This window comes from Shewanella sp. HL-SH4, assembly GCF_051164845.1.
In the GTDB taxonomy this organism is placed as follows: Bacteria; Pseudomonadota; Gammaproteobacteria; order Enterobacterales; family Shewanellaceae; genus Shewanella; species Shewanella glacialimarina.
Genome location: NZ_CP195037.1, coordinates 4,095,172 through 4,114,619, shown reverse-complemented (window position 1 = coordinate 4,114,619; position 19,448 = coordinate 4,095,172). Strand labels below are relative to the sequence as shown.

Sequence of the window (19,448 nt, the reverse complement as noted above, 5' to 3'; positions counted from 1 at the left end):
AGTCGAGACTAATACAATTGACGCCAAATCAATCAAAGCTATAAAACCAAAAATATTTTCTATTATTTTCAAGCTGTTTCAATAATTGCATAGCATGATTCATCGCTGGTCTCCCCATAAACATTTACGGGCACTTCCTGCTAAGCTTAGTGAATACACTACCTTAACCCAATCAAAAATCGAGTCGAAAACCTTATGAGTAAGATGCGTATAGAGCATGACAGTATGGGGAACGTTCAGGTGCCAGATGATGTTTATTATCAGGCACAAACTCAACGCGCACGAGATAACTTTCAGTTTTCGAAGCGGCGCTTTCCGACGCCAGCGATAATCGCCCTACTCGACATAAAATCAGCTGCAGCACAGGCTAATAGCCAACTCGGCTTGTTAGATAACGCTATGGCCAAAGCAATTCAACAAGCGATTATCGCCAGTAAGAAGCTTGATTTTTCGCAGCACTTTCCAATTGATTTGTTCCAAACAGGCTCTGGCACCAGTTCTAATATGAATGTTAATGAAGTCATTGCCAGCCTAGCTAGCAACATTTTGCAGGCAAAAGTTCACCCTAATGATCATATCAATATGGGTCAAAGCAGTAACGATGTCGTGCCCGCCTGCATTCATATCAGTACGGTTAGGCAATTAAAGGGCTTGTTGTACCCATCGATTAAGGGCTTAAGTGACAAATTAGCAACTTTGGCCGATGAGTATTCCAATACAGTAAAAACCGGTCGCACCCATTTAATGGACGCCATGCCGATTACGCTTGGGCAAGAACTGCAATGTTGGCAACAACAGCTAAACAGTGCTCAAGCTAGAATTCAGCACATTGAGCTAAGTCTGCATCATTTACCATTGGGCGGCACTGCGGTGGGTACTGGCGTTAATTGTGACCCCAATTTTGCCAAACTTGCATGTGATTATTTGCAACAGCAAGATCAAATCCCCTGGCAAGCGGCGGTAATGCCTGCATTGTATATGAGTAGCCAAGATCATACCTTAGGCATGGCTTCGGCGCTCAAAGGGTTAGCGGTTACCTTATTGAAAATCGCCAATGATTTACGCTGGATGAACTCTGGCCCTGTGGCAGGATTACAAGAAATTAGTTTAACGGCGCTGCAACCCGGCTCATCGATAATGCCCGGTAAGGTTAACCCCGTTATCCCAGAAGCCGTAGCCATGATTGCTGCTGAGGTTATCGGCAATGAAACAACCATCACCATCGCGGCGCAATCGGGTAATTTTCAGTTAAATGTGATGCTGCCACTGATTGCAGACAAACTGCTGTCCAGTATTGATTTATTAACCCATGCCTGCCAGGCCATGACCGATAAAGTGTTTGCCGAATTTAAGCCCAATGCAGATCATTTGACCCGGGCATTGGAGAAAAACCCCATTCTGGCTACCGCACTTAATTCAGTGGTGGGTTACGATATGGCCGCAAAAATTGCTAAACGTGCTGATAATGAACATAAATCAGTATTAGTAATTGCACTTGAAGAAACCGATTTGGACAAAGATAAACTTAAAGGAATACTCGACCCATTGAATCTGGCAAAGCCTTATCATTAGCAGCCATAACAGACAAACAGCGATAAGCGTAAATAATGTGTAGTAGACATAAAGGTCACTTCAAGTTATGCAATTGCATATCGTATATAGTGAGCTAAACTCTGAACAGAGTCTTAATACTTATCCTATTTGAGAGCAAATATGGTCAAATTATCCTTGTCCCTCGTTTTTTCACTGATGTTCTCCAACCCTGTATTTAGTCAATCTAAAGAAATTGTTGCCTCTTTTGGGGAGTCCTTACCTCCGTGGGTAATTGAAGAAGGTCCCACTGGAATACTGGTCAACTTGTTGCAAGATTGCCTAGAACCTTCTGGTTATCAACTCAAGCCAAAAACACTGCCTTACGCAAGACGAATTGCAGAGTATCTGACAAATCAGGTTAGTGTGGTGACAGATATCAATGAAAAAACCATTGCTGAAAGAGGACTTAAAGGCTATTACACTGGCGATATCTACGCCTATGAAAACTTTCTTTTTTCTCTTTCAGAAAGGGCTCTTAAGGTCAACAAAATAGCTGATCTTGCTGAATACTCATTAATTTCATGGCAGGGAGCAATTGCACATATTGGCGGTGAGTACGCTGCAATGGCAACGCAGAATAGAAAATATAGTGAAACTCATAATCAAAAAACTCAGTTAAGAATGTTATTAAGTAAAAGGGTCGACTTTATTCAAATGGATGGGCAAATCTATCAATTTTATCGGCAAGAATTGATAAATGACAACGAATTTGACGAGACCGTTGCGGTGGATAGAGCCCCGCTATTTGGAAAGAGTCCCAATGGTTTTCTATTTAAATCAGAAGCAGCAAGAGATGCTTGCGTGACTAACTTAAAGCTGATTAAAGAGAACAATAAATATAAGGATATTTTATATTTTGGCAGCTAGGTTAAAAAATCCACATTCGTTGTTTATTTTTCTTAAGCTATATGATCTTTTAGGGCATAGATACTGATGAGCATCATAGATTATTTAAGAAAATCGTTAGCGCTAACACAAGCCATAATCGCTTTAGTGCTAAGTATTCTCATTGCTCTGTTAGTCAGTGGATACTCGCTTAGCTTGCATCTGTCAGACCAAAGAGATGAAGCCTTTAGTTTGGCTCAAGAGATCCTTACCGCTGCTGAAGGTGGCGCGACCAATGCAGCTTGGACTTTAGATCCTGTTCTTGCCGAACAAATTGTCGCGAGTATGACGGCACTGGGCATGGTTCAAGATGCGGTACTTACTGGTGAAACTGGGAATATTATTGCTGCCGACAGAAAACCCGTTCAGGAAAAAAAGTATTTAATTGCATGGGTAACGTCTAACTTTATCGGCGACGAAATTCTCGGTGAAAGAAAACTCTATATTGAACTGAATAATGAAATGCGCCAAGTTGGCGTGTTATCAATAAAATTAAATCCCACCCCTCTAGCGCAACAGTTTTTGACCTTTGCCGGCAGCGTAATCATTACAGGACTGTTGCAGGCCGTAACTATTGCTTTGGTTTTATTATGGTTATCTTCTTGGCTATTGACTTCGCCTTTGCGGCGAGTAACTAGGTCCATATCAAAAATTGATCCTGAAAATCCAGATCCAAGAACACTGGAGAGCTTAACTATTCATGCTACAAATGAAATGGGGCAGCTAGTAAATCACATCCAGCAAATGTTAAAAGGTCTCATTAGTGCTCAAGAACAACTCAGAAACCTAGCAACGAGAGACCCACTGACAAATATACTCAACCGAACACTTATAGCAGACCGATTATCACAAGCGATTATCACCGCCAAACGAAACAATTCTAAAGTGGCGGTTTTATTTATTGATATGGACCGGTTTAAAACTATCAACGATTCTTTAGGTCATGATGTCGGCGACACGCTTCTTATTGAAGTGGCACACAGATTATTAAAAACACTTAGAAGCAACGATGCCGTCGGGCGTTTAGGCGGAGATGAGTTTCTGGTAGTGATTGAAGGAAATAATGAGCTAAGCGAATTAATGTATGTGGTTCAGCGAATTGATGAGACATTAACGCTGCCCTATTTTTTGGCTGACCGGGAAATTCGTACTTCTGGTAGCATTGGGATTTCTATTTACCCCGAAAATGGAGCAGATACAAATCAACTAATGCGCTGCGCTGACTTGGCCATGTATAAAGCAAAAGCGAGCGGTAAACATTGGCACTTCTACGCGAAAGAAATGAGCGATAAAGTCGAAGCAAGATTAAATATCGAGGCCGCACTGAATTACGCGGTTGAGCGTGAAGAATTTCATTTGAATTATCAGCCAAAAATAAACTCTGAAACGGGCAAGTTAGTAGGCTGCGAAGCGTTAATACGCTGGAATAATAATCCTGAAAATATTTCAGTAGAAGGCTTTATTAAAATTGCTGAGGAAAATGGATCAATTATCGCTATTGGAGACTGGGTATTAGAAACAGCTTGTCAGCAAATCAAACGCTGGGAGAAAGAATATGGTGGAATATCCGTTGCTATCAACGTTTCTGCTCGACAAATGCAAGAAGATAATTACGTAGAACATGTGTTATCAGTGATTAAAAAACATGATGTTAACCCTAAACTGCTTGAACTGGAAATTACCGAAACTGTATTGATGAAAGCTCTCGATAAAAGTTTTATTGCCTTAAAAAAATTACGCCAGCATGGGATAAATATTTCAATTGATGACTTTGGCACAGGTTACTGTTCGCTTTCTTACCTATCTCGATTACCTGTCGATATACTCAAAATCGATCGTTCTTTTGTCTCAGGAGAGCAACCATCCACTGCCGTTTTAGAAATGATTGTTGCAATGGCTAAAGCTCTAGGTTTAAAAACAATCGCTGAAGGGGTCGAAACCCAAGAACAAAAAGATTGGCTAATTCAAGAGGGTTGCGATTATTTGCAAGGCTATTTAATCAGTAAACCTATTTCAAGCAAAGAGCTCGAAGAAAAATTCTTAGTTAACCTCAATTAAATATCTGCCAGTCTCATAATAAATATCAAAGATGGTCGCCAGCTCAATAATACGAGCATCTACTACCCATTCGCGTCGATGTTCAAAATATTACCTGTTGATGTATCAAGACAACAAAGAAAAGCCTTACGTACCAACCGCGAACAGCAGTGATAGTAAGCCGTATCTTCTAAGCTAACGGTATTTTTTCTGGTCTGGCTATGTTCAATATGCTGAAAAAAATTGTGATATTGAGGGTGTTTTGTGCAAAGGTAATGAAACAAGTGTCGGAAGCACTAACGAGGACAAGAGCATAGACATTCTTGAACAAAGGCTTGTTAAATTATCTGAGCTTGACCTCATTATCGCATTTTAATGGCATAAAAAATTAACAAGAATGAGTAATGAAGATAATCAAATCCTATATTCTTTTCCTAGTCGGTTAATTATTTGCACTATTTGAGATGGGATATCCTGCAAACTTAAAATCATCTGCGCGGCTCCTAAGTCAATTGCGGCTTTAGGCATTCCAAATATAACTGAGCTTGCTTCATCCTGTGCGATAGTAATACCATCAGAGTTAAGCAGTTCCAACATTCCGGCTGCACCATCTTTACCCATGCCAGTTAAAATAACACCTAAGACATTGCTACCAGCTGTTTGCGCTAAAGATTGAAACATCGCATCAACTGAAGGGCGGTGACCGCTCACTCGCTCACTATCAGACAGTTTAATCCGATAATCAGCACCACTGCGAACCACAAGTAAATGCTGATCGCCTGGCGCTAAATAAGCACAGCCAGGGATCAATCTTTCACCATCCTGAGCTTCTTTAACATGTATCGCACTAACCTTGTCCAGATTTTCGGCAAAGGTTTTAGTAAACCCTGGAGGCATATGTTGGGTAATAACAATGGCTGGACTGTCGATAGGCATTTCAGCAAGTAATGATTTAAGTGCCACAGTTCCTCCTGTTGAGGCGCCAATAGCAATAATTTTCTCACTTGTTTTAAATTTAAATGCAGTATTTGCTGTATTTTTTTTGATAGCTTTAGGCTGAACCTTTGCCTTGGCAACAGAGCGTATCTTGGCAACAATTTCGCTACGATAGGCTTCCATGCTATTAGCAATATCCAATTTAGGTTTGGGAAAAAAATCCACGGCGCCAATTTCTAAAGCTTTAAGAGTCACCTCAGCACCCTGCTCTGTTAAACTAGAAACCATCAACACAGGAGTTGGTCTGGCTTTCATTAAACGGTCTAGAAAAGTTAACCCATCAACCTTAGGCATTTCGACATCTAATGTAATCACATCAGGACTAAAGGTGATGACCATATCTTTTGCTACAAAAGCATCTGGAGCGGCGCCAACTAATGTAAAATCTGGCTCAGCTCGAATAATCTCACTCAATAAGCTCCGAATAAGAGCTGAATCATCAACTACTAATACTTTTATTTGTCTAGTCATCAAATAGCTCCACATCACCACTCATAGCTTGTGAACGTAACTTAAACTTGTACTCACTTTCACGGTCTAAAATTGTAGTGTTATGCATAGTTTTAATTTTTCTAACCAGTACCCGTCCCGTATCTGGGAAAAAATAAACTTTACGGGGGTAAACATCAAGAAGGTCAGAAGCTATGATTGGAATATTTTCCATTCTTAAATAATCTTGTACAAATTCAGCGTTACGTTCACCAATATTAACAGTCATAAACCCTTGTAGCACATTACCGCCACCAAACACCTTAGCCTCAAGCCGATTTTTACTTGCGCCGAGCTTGAGTAAATGGTTAATCAGTATTTCCATCGCATAAACTCCGTAGCGAGCAGACTCTGAAGTCCCACCACCTTGTGGGTAGTTATCCTGTGGTAGTAAGAAGTGATTCATACCGGCAATTCCTAGGACAGGATCTCGTAAACACACTGATACACAGGATCCTAAAACTGTCACAATAAGGGTATTTTGTGTTGTAGCAAAATACTCTCCGGGAGAAATTTTTACAGCTTCAGAATTAAAATACCGGTCATAATATCGATTAGGAGCAAGGTTCGAATTATTAACATCAAAGTTTAACAAGCTTACCTCACAGAGTGATTTGGGTAATAAGTTGTGTTGCCAGCAGATCTAACCAGATGAGTAGCATTATTAAAGGTTTCAGAATGTCCTGCTACATAAAGGCCATCAGCAGGTAATAATTTAACCATCCTTTCTAATACCTTTAACTGAGTCGAACGGTCAAAATAAATCATTACATTGCGACAAAAAATAATGTCAATTGGCTCCCTTAATGACCATTCAGATTTAAGTAAATTAATCTGTCTAAATTCAACCATTTTCTGTAACTCTGGTACGACTTTAACCATACCAGCAAATGCTCCTTTTCCTTTAAAAAAAAATTGTTTTTTACGCTCCTCCGATAAAGAATTTATTCTGTCGATTGAATAGATGCCTGCTTTAGCTTTTTGCAGTACCTGACTATCTACATCGGAAGCAATAATTTTAATTGGTACATCAAACATAGCAAACGTTTCAGCAACCACCATTGCTATAGAATAGGGCTCCTCCCCTGTACTACTGGCGGCACACCAAATCGTTCGTGTTTTAGGATGTGCTATCAAGTACTTTTTAAGAATGTCAAAATGATGTGGTTCACGAAAAAACGAAGTCAAGTTTGTCGTTAGCGCATTAATGAAATGTTCTTCTTCACTAGGATGAGTATTAAGATGGTGCAGATATTCCGAAAAACCTTGCAGTTTTAACGACCTAACCCTGCGGGCTAAACGGCTATAAACCATTGAGTCTTTACTATCTGCTAAGCGAATTCCTGTTAATTGATATAACAAAGTTCTCACTGAATCAAAATCAGCTTTTGCAAAACTGAACTCTCTATTATCCCAGCCTTCAGAGCTTGTCATTATAATATCCTAGTATAAATATATTATGACCCTCACCTGATGGGTGAGGGCTTCAATCATTTTATTATTTAATACTTATAAGACTAAAAACTCTCCCATTCGTCATCTTTGGGTTGCGATGGTTTGATGGCATTTCTTTTCGGTAATGTGCTCTTAGCGTGAGAAATCATTTGTGTTTTGGGTGCCGAATGTTGCAAAGCGGCTTGCACATGTTGATAATCATCGTCGAGTTTAAATTGGCTAACATTAGTCGCCAATTGTGCCGCTTGAGATAGCAAACTCTCAGCTGCTGCGGCAGCTTCTTCAACCAAAGCAGCATTTTGCTGTGTCATTTCATCCATTTGACTCACGGCTTTACCTACTTCATCAAGACCGGTCGCTTGCTCACTAGAAGCCGCGGCAATTTCTGCCATGATGTCGTTAACACGTTTAATCGATGTCACGATTTCTTTCATCGTATCACCAGACTTTCCAACTAACTCATTGCCGTTATTAATCTTACCGACAGAGTCAGAAATCAATGCCTTAATGTCTTTAGCTGCGTTTGCTGATCGCTGCGCTAATGTTCTTACTTCAGATGCAACGACAGCAAACCCTCGACCTTGCTCCCCAGCTCGCGCAGCTTCTACTGCAGCATTCAATGCTAGAATATTAGTTTGGAAAGCGATCCCATCAATTACACCGATAATGTCAGCGATTTTTTGTGATGACTCGTTAATAGATGCCATTGTAACGACAACTTGATCAATTAAATTTCCTCCGTTAATAGCAACTTCAGAAGCTTTAGCTGAAAGCGTATTGGCTTGTCTTGCATTATCAGCATTTTGACGCACGGTTCCTGTAAGCTCCTCCATGCTCGATGCAGTTTCTTCGAGGCTGGATGCTTGCTGCTCAGTACGACTGGATAAATCAGTATTACCTTGTGATATCTCACTTGAAGCGGTTTTAATAGTATCTGCGGCGGTACGAATTTTACCTAACATCTGCGCTAGATTCTGGGAAGTTTGATTACAGCCATTTTTAAGTAATTCAAACGAACCTTGGTAATCAGCGGTTACACGCTCAGTTAAGTCTCCTTCAGAAATGGATTTAAGCACTCGATTAATGTCATTTAAGCCACTTTCAGTGACCCTAAGTAGCGAATTTAATCCCTCAGATAATTTCAAGAAAAATCCATTTTTTCCTTCGGTCGAAATTAAACTGGTAAAATCACCCTCTGCTGCTGCTTGTACAGCAGTATTCACTTCAGACTCAACAAACACCTCTTGAGTACGATCTAACCACTCTACAACTGAGCCTAATCTTGTGCCATCATTGGCAAAAATAGGGTTAGCAACCAAGCGAAAATGACGGCTTCCAACAACAATATTTGCGGTATATGTTTTAGTTAAATTGGCAAGAAGGTGCATTTGATGAGCAGGGTTCTTATGGAAAATATCTATATTACTGCCAACAACCTTTTCAACAGAAAAGTGAGGAAGCTCTTTTCTTAAATCAGACTCAGCAATGCGAAGCATGTTTTCAACTGATTTATTCATATAGGTGATATTACGATCAATATCGGCAATCATTACATTCGTTGTAGTGGTTTCTAATGCACCTAAAATTCGGCTTAATTCATGCTCGGAAGCGACCTCTTTCGTGCGGTCAATCCACTCCACTACTGTGCCTAATCGATTACGCTTTGTATCAAAAATTGGATTGGCAATTAACCGAAAGCTTCGACCAGCAACAACAATATTTCCTACATAAGTTTTGTCTAACGCTGCAAGCAATCTGCGTTGATGCGATGGTTCTTTGTGAAAAATATCAATATTACTGCCAATGACGGAACTAACAGAAAAATGCGGAAGGGCTTTTCTAAGATCGCTTTCAGCTTCCCTAAGCATCCGTTCAACAGCTTGATTCATATATATGACGTTGAGGTCATTATCAGCAACCATTACATTTGAAGATGTAGCTTCTAATGCTGAGGTTACTCTTAATGAAAGTAATTCATGCTTTTTCTGCTCTGTAATATCGTGCCACTCTACTGATGTACCAAGTGATACCCCCTTCTCATCACGAAGTGGATTAAGCACCAGTTTGAAACAACGCACACCGACATTGATTGAAGCCGTATGAGTTTGGGACAGCTGAGAAACAATATTTTTTTGGTGTTGAGGTTGTTTGTGAAAAATATCAATATTACTCCCAATCAGAGAAGATACTGAAAATTGGGGTAACTCTTTACGAATGTCATCCTGTGCTGCGGTCAATAAATTAACTACTGCTCTATTCGCATAAACGATAACTCGTTCGGGGTCTGCAATCATAAAACAAGTGCTGCTATTGTCTAAAGCCAAACTAGCGCGGGTTAACGATTGTTGTTGCTGTCCATTATTTTCAAACCAAGATCTGATACCCATATTTATCACTCCGATGGCAATGCTGTAGAATCGAATAACCCCAGCTCTTGGCTGGAAATCAATTTTTCAATGTTAAGTAAAATAATCATTTGTTCATTAACTGGTGCTAATCCAAATAAATACTGGCTGTCAAAGGCTACACCAAACTCTGGAGGCGGTTTAATATCTGAAGCCTGCATATTAATGACATCAGACACTGCATCTACCACTATGCCAACAATGCGATTATTAATATGAAGCATGATGACAATAGTAAATTCGTTATAGGAAGCCTCACCAACATCGAATTTAAGTCTTAAATCAACAATCGGAACAATATCACCACGCAAATTCAATACCCCTTTAATAAAGGCTGGGGCATTAGCAATTTTCGTAACTGGTTCATACCCCCTAATTTCACGTACCTTCATGATATCTAAACCGTAATGTTCATCACCTAAAATAAAGGTTAAATACTCATGTGCGGTGCTATCTTGACTATCTGCATCTTTTTTTTGTTCAGTTATCATACTTAACCCTTTGCTTTAAAGATTCATTGATTTTCAAAGCCAATGATTCTGCATCCAATATCAATGCAACACTGCCATCTCCCATAATAGTCGCTCCAGCAACGCCTTGTACTCGGCGATAATGTTGTTCCAAACTCTTAATGACAGCTTGTTGCTGCCCAATTAGCTCGTCAACAAGCAAGGCAAAGCGCGTGTTATTAGTTTCAACTAACACTAAAATACCTTCAGTTGCTAACCTAGACTTGGGCTCTAAATCCATAACCTGATATAAATTTACAATTGGCCAATAAGCGTCACGTAAATCCAAAACTTGTTCATTACCAATAAACTTTAATTGAGAACTTTGTGGTTGTACGGATTCAATAATATTTACCAGTGGAATAATAAATATTTGCCCACCAACGGAGATAGACATTCCATCAAGGATAGCTAAAGTGAGAGGCAAGCGGATTTGAAAAGAAGAACCGCGACCCTTTTCAGAGAGTATTTCTAACCGGCCGCCCATAGACTCTATATTACGTTTCACAACGTCCATACCAACGCCACGGCCCGAAACATCAGTGACTTGTTCCGCAGTTGAAAATCCCGCAGACATGATTAATTGCCAAACCTGTTGATCGGTTGGATTTTCAGGCACATCTACATTATTTTCAAAAGCTTTAGCGAGAATACGATCACGATTGAGCCCTGCACCGTCATCTAATACTGAGATCAAGATGTTACCCCCCTTCTGTTCAGCTTTGAGGGTGAGTACGCCGGTTTCGGGTTTACCATTAGCAATCCTGATTTCAGGCAATTCAATGCCATGATCTAGACTGTTGCGCACCAGATGCGTCAATGGATCCACCAACAGTTCAATTAAGCCTTTATCTATTTCGGTTTGGCCACCTACAATAGTTAAATCGATTTTCTTATTAAGCTTTTTAGATAAATCTCTGACAACCCTAGGAAACCGATTAAAAACAAAAGACATAGGCAACATCCTAATCGACATGATGCCCTCCTGAAGTTCTCGTGTATTCCGTTCAAGTTCGGCTAATGCTGAGCGTAGTTTTTCACTTGCAAGGCCGGTTATCTCGTCACCAATAAGATTCAGCATAGATTGCGTAATAACTAATTCGCCAACCAAATTAACTAAACTGTCGATTTTTGCTATGTCGACTCTAATGCTGCTACTTTCACTTGCTTCAGCCTTCGCTTTGGTATCTGTGTTAGATTTTGAAAGGGACGTAGATTTAGCATGTTGTGAAAGACTGGATACTGAGGTAATCGAATCGTCTGTCGTATCGTGAAGAACTGATGCCTCTAATTCAGGCTCCTCATCATTGGACACCTTTTGTATAGATGAATTTGAGTCTGGTAAATTATCGTCTAAATCAACAAAAAATCCAAAACCGTCCTCTATATCAGCGGTGCTTTCATCAACTATAGGTTCAAAGAATCCAAAACCATCGTCAGTGTCATCATTTACTTGCGCCATGATTTCGGAAGTATTGCTTTTACTTGAGGAATTAAGTGGCTTAAAAAAACCAAAGCCATTTTCATCATCTTGCGACTCTGCGTGACTATCTGGTTCTAAAATAACTTCTAAAGATGCGGTGGTAGAATTAACTAAAGCCCATTCGATTTCGGTACTATCAGCATAGCTTTTTAACAGCTTACGAAGAGTATCAACAGCCATTAATAATTCATCTATGATATGCACTGAAAAATTAAATTTACCTTGTCGAGCTTTGTCAAAAAGACTCTCCATAACATGGGTAACAGTAATTAGCGCATCAAAGCTAAACATGCCACTACCGCCTTTTATCGAATGTGCAGCACGAAAAATACTGTTTAACTCTTCGATATCTGGCGAACTTGGATCAAGGGCTAGTAATAGGTGCTCCATCTCATCAAGATGCTCTTGGCTTTCTTCGATAAAGACACCATGAAATTGACTCATATCCATTGACATAATGTTACCAACTATTAAATAAGAGGACTTATCCCAACACTTTGGAAGCTACTTGCAGAAGCTTATCTGGATCAAATGGTTTAACCATCCAGCCAGTTGCCCCAGCCGCTCTTCCGCGAGCCTTCATTTCATCGCTTGCTTCGGTAGTTAATACCACAATAGCTTTCGTCCGATAGGCAGGTAACCCTCGTAATGATTTAATTAATGTTAGTCCATCCATACGTGGCATATTTTGGTCTGTTAATACGAAGTCAAAAATTTTTGTTTTACATAAATCAAAGGCCTCTTGACCATCTGAAGCCAATGTCACTTGGTAATTGGCTGACTTAAGTGTTGCTTCTACCATTTGACGAATTGAAGCTGAATCATCGACAACTAAAATGCTTTTACTCATAGTTTATGTTTTCCAACCAATACCACCCTTACAGCATTTCCAGGAGGTATAATTTCAAGGGTTTCAGCTAAGTGCTTAATTAAAGTTAAGCCTCGGCCGTAGCTTTTAGACAAATTACTCGGTTCTATATCATTCTTAAAAAACCCATGACCACTATCTTCGATATAGATTTCTAAGCGCTGTAAGTGGCTTTGCCACTGAACTTTTAATATAATTTTATTGTCATTAGATAAGTGATTTACTCTTTCCATTTTTTCTTCATAAAAAGCTAAAAAGCCATTTTCTTGTGACTTAATTTCACTATTTAACTCGAGTACGCCATGTTCAAATGCATTAGTATATAACTCAGATAACACAGTAAAGACTTTGGTCACCAAGGATAATGGCAGTTGCTTAGATATTAATTCACACAAATGTCCAGGAATATCAAACAAATCGAGTGATGCTCCCTGTAATGTGTGTTCAATAAAAAATGCACTCTCTTGAACAGCTGTTAATTCATCCTCTTCTATAAAGGACTGCAAAATATCGTGAGTATCTATTAGCACAACAGATATATCGTCTTGTGGCGATTCACATTCAACATTAAAATGCTGTTTAACACCCTCTAAAGGTTCTCCAGGTAACTTTAGTAACGAAACAAGATCATCTATGGTTAACATTTTTCCTTTATTAGATGGAGTTTCGATAACACCATCACTGAAAAGAATTACCCTTTGGTTATCTAGCAAATCAATATGTTCTGAATTAACACTAAACTGATTATCGGACAAAATACCCAATGCCATATTTTCAGATTTTATCTGCTTAATTATTTGGTATTGCTCATCGACTATAATGACTGGTGGCATACCTCCATTCCAAATATCAATAGTTTTATTGTTTGGTTGCAAATGAATAATGACTGCCGCCACAAAACGGTCTTCTGGTAAAAAATGATTTAGCTTGGTATTGAGTTCAAAAACAATATTACACAGCGGTAAGCCTTTTTCTGTCATGGCCCCAAATGCCTGCATCATTGGCATAAGCGACACTGCGGCGGCTAAGCCATGCCCCATTGCATCGGCTAACATCACATAATGACTGCCGTCTGGACCACTACAGTGGATAACGCCGTCGCCACTGAATAATGATGAAGGTTTAACCCAATAATTTATTGCTGGTATATCTAGATGAATTTTTCCATGCATGGCACCAAATAAATGTTTAGCCAGCGCCTGCTCCTGTAATTGTGAATCTCGCCAAATATTTATTGCTACACGTTGTGTATTATTAACTTTTTCTAAGTAACGCTGATGAATTGACCTTTTCATTTTTAGCCATAATAAATCCATCTTAATTGGCTTTAATGCAATATCGTCAATATCTTGTGTGAATGCTTCAACAAAAAAATCGGTATCACTATTGGCACTGACAATAATAATCGCCGCCATAGGTAAGTGTTCTTTTAGCTGTGAAACAAACTTAATCCCTTCCCCATCGGGTAAATGATTGTCCAGTAACACCAATTCATAATTTAATCGTGGTCTACAAACTTCTTTTTTTGCTTTTTCTATTGATGTACATACAACTACTTTTATTCCTTTTTCCATAAAGAATTGTTTGTACATCAAAATACAAACAGGATTATCCTCAATAATCAAAACTGATATAGGTGGGCGACTGTCGTAAAAAAGATCAAATGAAGGCATAAAGTTTTGTCATTTTTGCAATTTCTAGGATTTCCAAAGCACTACCATGAGCGCCTTTAATGATCAGTTTTGCACGAACACCTTTCTCATTTTTCTTTGATAATAAAACTAACATTCCTAGCGCAGAACTGTCTAAATAGTTCACTTGAGAGAAGTCTAATTGGATTTCTTTAATACCCGTTTTTGCAACTAATGCCTCAACCTCTTGGTTGAATGTTTTGTGGTAACTAAAATCAAAACGGTTTGGTAACCTAATACTGTAATTATCCAAAGTACTTGTCCTCAATGGTATTTCATTGTAGATGTCTGTTTTCTAGAAAAAATCGATATCACCACTTGCCATAGAACTGGCCGAAACAGGGTTATGTTTTTGAATTTTAAATTGTACAAGGCTTTCATTACACCCTTGTATCTTAGCTTCATCTTCCATACCACCAGGTTCCATCAATATATTTAATTGTGTATTAACTTGGGCTAATTGTTCAGCGGTATAAGCCAGATTTTGTGAGTTAATATCTCCAAATTGCAGCCCTCGCATTGCGTCATTCAAAGACTGTTGTAATATTTGGTTATGTTCATCAAGAGCTGAAGTATGCTTTCGATTGCCTGTAGCGTTTTCCATTAATTTATCGATAGCAATGTGGACATTTTTTTTCGATTGCATTACATAAGTAACATCTTGCGAGGCGACGCCACCTATGTCAGCAGTTAAAGTTTCAATTTGAACTGCCATATTTTTTAGTTTCTGTTGGATCTGATTACTAAAACCCGCTGACCGAGTAGAAAGCGACCTAACCTCATCTGCTACCACGGCAAATCCGCGCCCGGCCTCGCCTGCACGTGCAGCCTCAATTGCTGCATTAAGTGCAAGTAAGTTGGTTTGTGATGCGATTTGATCAATATCTTTCATCGCCTTCATCACATCAGGAACCATAGTATTAATTCGACCGACTTTTTCGACTAGTTCCATTGAAGATGCTGACATATTGACTGTTGTTTCAACAAACTGTTCAAGAGTTTTACTGGTTTCTTGAACAAATGAAGTCAACCAACTATTTCCATGCTCATCATTTTCAGATTCTAGCAACTGCATTACGCGATCTTGTTGTAGCTCTGCCAATTCTTTTAATCGAGAAAATGAAGTAACAAGGGTTTCAATAGCATCCGATTGCACATTATTTACATCGTCAACATTTTGTTTGCATTCGAGTAGGGTTGATTTTAATGTGTCCAGAAATTGTTGTTGTAATTGGTCAACATCATTAGTGAGGGGTGGCTTTGAAATCATATTTTTCACAGCCGTAGTTTGGTGATTAACAGTGGAGCTAGTCGTTATCAATTTTAGTGCAAAACCGCCAGATAGAGTGCAGATAAGTACTGCAATAAATAAAGCAACCACTACTGGCACCCAATTCATCAATAACCAAGAAATGCAAAAAGCGATAAATGAGCCTATCGCCAAAGCTACAAATGGTGATGACATAAAATGCTTTTCTTTCAAGAGACTATCCTTAATTTCTTTTTATATTAAAATAGTAGACAGTAATTCCTTAACTGCAAATTTTATTTATAGCATTTTTATTTTTTCTTATCTCTGATCATTGCCAAAATTAGCGCACCACTGCTAGGCAACCTAGAATTAACAAAACATTAACATAAGAGTTAGAGTGGCTCAAGGTATTAAATTATGCTTTTTAGGAGGTATTCGAGAAAGATAACTTACTCTTTATGATGATTATAATTACTCATGTCATTTTGTCTTAGCAGCATACAAAAGTACTATTTGGGTCGTTTTTATGGTTATTCATCTCATTTAGCTAAAAGGTTATGTTCAAAAGCGGTTGCCGTATCGCACTGGGTTTTATGGTGCATAATGGGCACTTTATAAACAAAAAAGAGCATAGAATACTCTACCATTCAGTTCGCAGAACTGGCTTTTTAAAAGCTCAACATTTTTACTCCACCAGTTCCTAATAAAATATCCCTAGCAGTAACAGTGCTACAGGAAAGATTTTATTCATGGCTATTACATAGCTTTTTGTAATAGTTCTATTATATTTAATTTAACTTTTTCCTAGCTATAAGAGAATAGTATGTTTCTAACTCGTTTAATCTACGTAAGTACAGTGACAGATTTTATTAGCGAATCGTCTTTAGAGGACATACTCACAAAAGCACGTTTGCATAATGCTAAAAATGGCATGACTGGAATGCTCTGCTTTAATAATAATTATTTTATTCAATGCATCGAAGGTAGTAGAGAAAGCGTTAATGAGACTTATAATAAAATTGTAACCGATACACGCCATTCCAACATTGTGATTATTGAATATTGCGAGATATATTCAAGAGAGTTTAGCTCTTGGGATATGGCATATGTGCCTGCAACTAAAAATATGGGGCCCATTAATTTAAAATTTTCAACCTCAACAGAATTCAATCCTTATAACATACCTGGTTCTGCAGCTTTTCAGATGCTTTTGGAGCTTCGAAACAGTCTTATCTCTGTTTAACTTTAGCAACAGCCAATAAGAGAGAGGTATAAAATCATTAGTGTAGGTTTGATGAACTATGGTGTTGATGGCTTAGAAAAGGCGACTGCCCTGTCACCAATCAGTAGCGAGACTTTTCATTAGACCAGAAAAAACTAGCTGCATACCTCAGGCTTTAAGCATAGAGACTAGCCTAATCTCAATACGCTGTTGGCACACTGTTAAGACATTCGAAAGGTAATTTATACCACTAATGCCATCAAGAACCGCAAGCTATTTCCTAATGATGACAGAGCAAAGATGGTGGTTGACTTGGTTATTATGCAAGCGTCGAAGAAATGAACGATGCCGATTAGAAACCGGTAAACGGCACAGGCATTCTATACTCGCTTATCTTTTCAATAGAGTCTGTTATCGCAAAATGCGGCAAAAAGCCTCATCATATTTGATGAGGCTTTTTGTTGAATGCAAAGAAATCATATTAAAAGTAAAACACTAGCCAAATTTCAGCCTGACACCTGCGTTAACAATGAACCCATCGTTACGGGACCAAATATCTGTGGTCCACTGGCCACTGGGCATTCTATTAGGTAACAGAAGTGGGTGCTCATCAGTTTGTCTTACATTGAGTAAGTTCTCTAAATTAATGAACCAACTTGCTCGCCCATACGTTATCTCTCCCATTAACCCAAGGTGCCAATAAGGATTAGTTTCATCAATATATGGGTTATCGTTAACCCTTTGGGTACCGGTGTAATAGGATTCAAAGCCCATTCTAAAGTTGCCATGTTGCTCCCACATAGCAACAAAACCCGCAGAGTGACGTGGGGTTAACGCTATCTCTCTTCGTTCTGAACTATCGGGTGACTCTTCACTTGTGTCTAAATACAAGTAACTTGCGGTGAGCTTAATGTCACCCAAATAGTAACGCAGCAACACTTCAGATCCCCGAATTTCACTTGTCCCTTCAGCATTAACTAACCTAACTGCGTCGAGTGTGCCGTTGTTACCCGAAGAAAAAGCCACTAACCCTGTCACATTATTAACATTAGATCCAAAAAAAGTCAGGCTCGTCTCTGCATTTTCAAAAGCATAAGTAAAATCTAGCGATGCGGTTTTGGCCTGTTCTTGTTGTAAATTCTCAATGGGGGCTAATCTTGATAATCCCGCAGCTTCAATCTCTTCAACAAAAGGAGTTGGGGCAAAATATCCCTGTCCATAAGAGCCTCTTATGGTTAAATTGTTTGGTCGATAAAGTAGCGATACTCTTGGGCTAAATTGGGTTCCGTACTCACTGTGCTCATCGACTCGAGCACTGTATGAGGTTGTTATTTGTTCCGAATGGGTATAATCAAGCTGAGCAAATACACCTGGCACCTCATAGGAATAATCAAACACTGGAAAGGTGTTTGAGGTAAAAACCTCAGACTGGTACGCTAAACCGACAACCCAATCACTGTTATCTGTATAACCCGCAAGGCTGTTTTCAAACAAATAACTCTCGTGTTTATCTTCTTCTAAGTCAATACCATAAATATGCGTGTGTTCTTGTACCATCGCCGAGGCTCGCGTATTAAAGGTCAGTGACTCTAATACCGGAAGGCTAAACACAACACCAGCGTCAAGCCTATCTGAGTCTTGTGATTGCTCAAATGATTGACCATCTGCAAGTTTATTATCGCCTAGGGTTCCACCCGTTCGTTGCTCTGACATCAAGCCGCTAGTCACGTACAGTGTTTGCCCAGCGTCCCCTTGCCAAAATATTCGAGGCCGCACGGTATACCTTTCATAGCCAGCCAAATCAATCCAGCCATCATTATCAATATCTTGCTCATCTTGATAATGAGCGCCAGCAGTTATCGAGCCTTTTATATCCTCACTCAGCGGCGATTCAATATAAGTCGTCACATCCTGACCTGCTCGAGTGGTTGAGTTTACTAACACCTCACCGTTTAATTCATCACTTGGGGTTCTAGATATCAGATTAATCACCCCACCCAAGGCAGAGCCACCATAAAGTGATGACGCCGATCCTTTAATAATTTCTACTCGGCTAAGATCGGTTGGCGGAATTTGTAACAAGCCTATTGATGACGCTTGATTTCCATAAAGCGGTAAACCATCAGCCAATAGTTGCGTATAACGACCATAAAGACCTTGTAGGCGAATATTAGCACTGCCTAAAGCCGGAGACGTCGTTTGCAACCTAACCCCGCCCGTCTCAGCCACTAGCATAGAAATGTTACCAGGCCGCATGGCGGCTTTTTCTTCAATTTCTTCACGGTTAATTAATTCAACACGAATGGGCTGCTCATCGGCAATACGTCCAGAACGCGTGGCTTGCACGACAATGGTTTCCATTTTCTCTTCGTGATCGTGCTCATCTTCATGCTCATCATGTTCATCGGCATGGGTTTGCTCAGTGTGCGAATGGGTTTCGATATTATCAGGGCTACGGATCGAATTGTCGGCAGTGCTTGCCTGACTTAAGTTTGTTATACCCAGTGACAAAATTAACGATGCCGCTGCAGAATAGCTAAACATACAACTTCCTTTTACAAAA

15 protein-coding genes are annotated in these 19,448 nt (G+C 39.4%); 4 read left to right on the top strand and 11 right to left on the bottom strand.

Annotation, left to right across the window (positions count from 1 at the left end):
- Positions 1 to 195 precede the first annotated feature (195 nt).
- The 3 genes from ACRWQL_RS19035 (at position 196) to ACRWQL_RS19025 (ending at position 4,536) form a co-directional block, all read left to right on the top strand.
- Complete coding sequence (locus ACRWQL_RS19035; protein ID WP_434951625.1) at positions 196 to 1,572, top strand: lyase family protein; 1,377 nt, start codon at positions 196 to 198, stop codon at positions 1,570 to 1,572.
- A 141-nt stretch (positions 1,573 to 1,713) separates the two neighbouring features.
- Positions 1,714 to 2,460 (top strand): hypothetical protein, encoded by a 747-nt coding sequence (locus ACRWQL_RS19030; RefSeq protein ID WP_434951624.1) that lies wholly within the window; start codon positions 1,714 to 1,716, stop codon positions 2,458 to 2,460.
- Positions 2,461 to 2,526: 66 nt separating this feature from the next.
- Positions 2,527 to 4,536 (top strand): putative bifunctional diguanylate cyclase/phosphodiesterase, encoded by a 2,010-nt coding sequence (locus ACRWQL_RS19025; RefSeq protein ID WP_434951622.1) that lies wholly within the window; start codon positions 2,527 to 2,529, stop codon positions 4,534 to 4,536.
- 393 nt (positions 4,537 to 4,929) lie between these two features.
- Here the strand turns inward: ACRWQL_RS19025 and ACRWQL_RS19020 are convergent, their stop codons facing one another.
- The 10 genes from ACRWQL_RS19020 to ACRWQL_RS18975 all read right to left on the bottom strand — a co-directional run bounded on the left by ACRWQL_RS19020 (position 4,930) and on the right by ACRWQL_RS18975 (position 15,363).
- A complete protein-coding gene (locus ACRWQL_RS19020) occupies positions 4,930 to 5,982 on the bottom strand; it encodes a protein-glutamate methylesterase/protein-glutamine glutaminase (RefSeq protein WP_434937931.1) in 1,053 nt (350 codons plus the stop codon).
- A complete protein-coding gene (gene cheD / locus ACRWQL_RS19015; protein WP_434937933.1) occupies positions 5,975 to 6,595 on the bottom strand; it encodes a chemoreceptor glutamine deamidase CheD in 621 nt (206 codons plus the stop codon). The genes ACRWQL_RS19020 and cheD overlap by 8 nt, the downstream gene beginning before the upstream one ends.
- Before the next feature lie 2 nt (positions 6,596 to 6,597).
- Positions 6,598 to 7,434: a CheR family methyltransferase gene (locus tag ACRWQL_RS19010; RefSeq protein ID WP_434951620.1), complete on the bottom strand. Its 837-nt coding sequence runs from the start codon at positions 7,432 to 7,434 to the stop codon at positions 6,598 to 6,600.
- A gap of 83 nt (positions 7,435 to 7,517) precedes the next feature.
- Positions 7,518 to 9,842 (bottom strand): methyl-accepting chemotaxis protein, encoded by a 2,325-nt coding sequence (locus ACRWQL_RS19005; RefSeq protein ID WP_434937935.1) that lies wholly within the window; start codon positions 9,840 to 9,842, stop codon positions 7,518 to 7,520.
- A gap of 5 nt (positions 9,843 to 9,847) precedes the next feature.
- Positions 9,848 to 10,351, bottom strand: a complete 504-nt coding sequence (locus ACRWQL_RS19000) for a chemotaxis protein CheW (RefSeq protein ID WP_226415492.1) — start codon at positions 10,349 to 10,351, stop codon at positions 9,848 to 9,850.
- Positions 10,341 to 12,308: a chemotaxis protein CheA gene (locus tag ACRWQL_RS18995; protein ID WP_434951618.1), complete on the bottom strand. Its 1,968-nt coding sequence runs from the start codon at positions 12,306 to 12,308 to the stop codon at positions 10,341 to 10,343. The genes ACRWQL_RS19000 and ACRWQL_RS18995 overlap by 11 nt, the downstream gene beginning before the upstream one ends.
- Before the next feature lie 28 nt (positions 12,309 to 12,336).
- A complete protein-coding gene (locus tag ACRWQL_RS18990) occupies positions 12,337 to 12,702 on the bottom strand; it encodes a response regulator (RefSeq protein WP_434926307.1) in 366 nt (121 codons plus the stop codon).
- Positions 12,699 to 14,393, bottom strand: coding sequence for a SpoIIE family protein phosphatase (locus ACRWQL_RS18985; protein ID WP_434951616.1), 1,695 nt, complete (start codon positions 14,391 to 14,393; stop codon positions 12,699 to 12,701). Before ACRWQL_RS18985 ends, ACRWQL_RS18990 begins: the two co-directional genes overlap by 4 nt.
- Entirely contained in the window at positions 14,380 to 14,664 is a 285-nt protein-coding gene (locus ACRWQL_RS18980) for an STAS domain-containing protein (protein ID WP_434951614.1), read from the bottom strand. The genes ACRWQL_RS18985 and ACRWQL_RS18980 overlap by 14 nt, the downstream gene beginning before the upstream one ends.
- Before the next feature lie 42 nt (positions 14,665 to 14,706).
- Entirely contained in the window at positions 14,707 to 15,363 is a 657-nt protein-coding gene (locus ACRWQL_RS18975; protein WP_434953435.1) for a methyl-accepting chemotaxis protein, read from the bottom strand.
- Between the two features lie 1,123 nt (positions 15,364 to 16,486).
- Between ACRWQL_RS18975 and ACRWQL_RS18970 the strand changes: the two genes are divergently transcribed.
- Positions 16,487 to 16,906 (top strand): BLUF domain-containing protein, encoded by a 420-nt coding sequence (locus ACRWQL_RS18970; RefSeq protein WP_434931767.1) that lies wholly within the window; start codon positions 16,487 to 16,489, stop codon positions 16,904 to 16,906.
- 474 nt (positions 16,907 to 17,380) lie between these two features.
- On the opposite strand, the gene ACRWQL_RS18965 is transcribed toward ACRWQL_RS18970, so the two are convergent.
- Positions 17,381 to 19,429: a TonB-dependent receptor plug domain-containing protein gene (locus tag ACRWQL_RS18965; RefSeq protein WP_434951612.1), complete on the bottom strand. Its 2,049-nt coding sequence runs from the start codon at positions 19,427 to 19,429 to the stop codon at positions 17,381 to 17,383.
- Between the last annotated feature and the right edge of the window lie 19 nt (positions 19,430 to 19,448).